The following is a 489-nucleotide window of genomic DNA, read 5'->3' on the forward strand; positions in this document are numbered from 1 at the left end:
GCCATCGATTACACCAGTGACTAAATCGATTGGGCTGCCGTCTGTTCCGCCAGTAATGCCGTCAATCACGCCAGTCACCATTTCAAGTGGTGTACCATCAGCAAGATCACCGAGATTGCCAAGGTCATCAGCAATATGTTGAAAAATACCAATTGCAGCAGAACCATTATCAACTAAGGTTTCAATGACACCTGTTGCAGAATCTAAAGCACCACTAAGATCAGCCCCTGCCAAATCAGACACGGTTTCTAAAGTACCATTTACAGTATCGCGAGAAGTTTCAAAAGTGAGGGTACCTAGGTCAGCAATATCCCCGACAGGATGTTCAGCTTGAGGGAAAGCTCCGATGATGGTGTCAGCAACAGTATCAATACCCGTATTGATGATTTCAGTTTTTAAGCTTTCAACGCCTTGTAGAATATCGATACCTTCTTGAACAATCCCTGTAACAGGATTATTAGCAAGATCACCACCTGTGATGCCATCAAT

At 44.0% G+C, this 489-nt stretch carries 1 pseudogene; it reads right to left on the reverse strand.

The features are described from left to right. A pseudogene (locus tag IO68_RS30425) lies at positions 1 to 489 on the reverse strand (hypothetical protein); the annotation flags it as partial.

It is taken from the genome of Acinetobacter sp. COS3, assembly GCF_000475335.1.
GTDB classification, from domain to species: domain Bacteria; phylum Pseudomonadota; class Gammaproteobacteria; order Pseudomonadales; family Moraxellaceae; genus Acinetobacter; species Acinetobacter venetianus.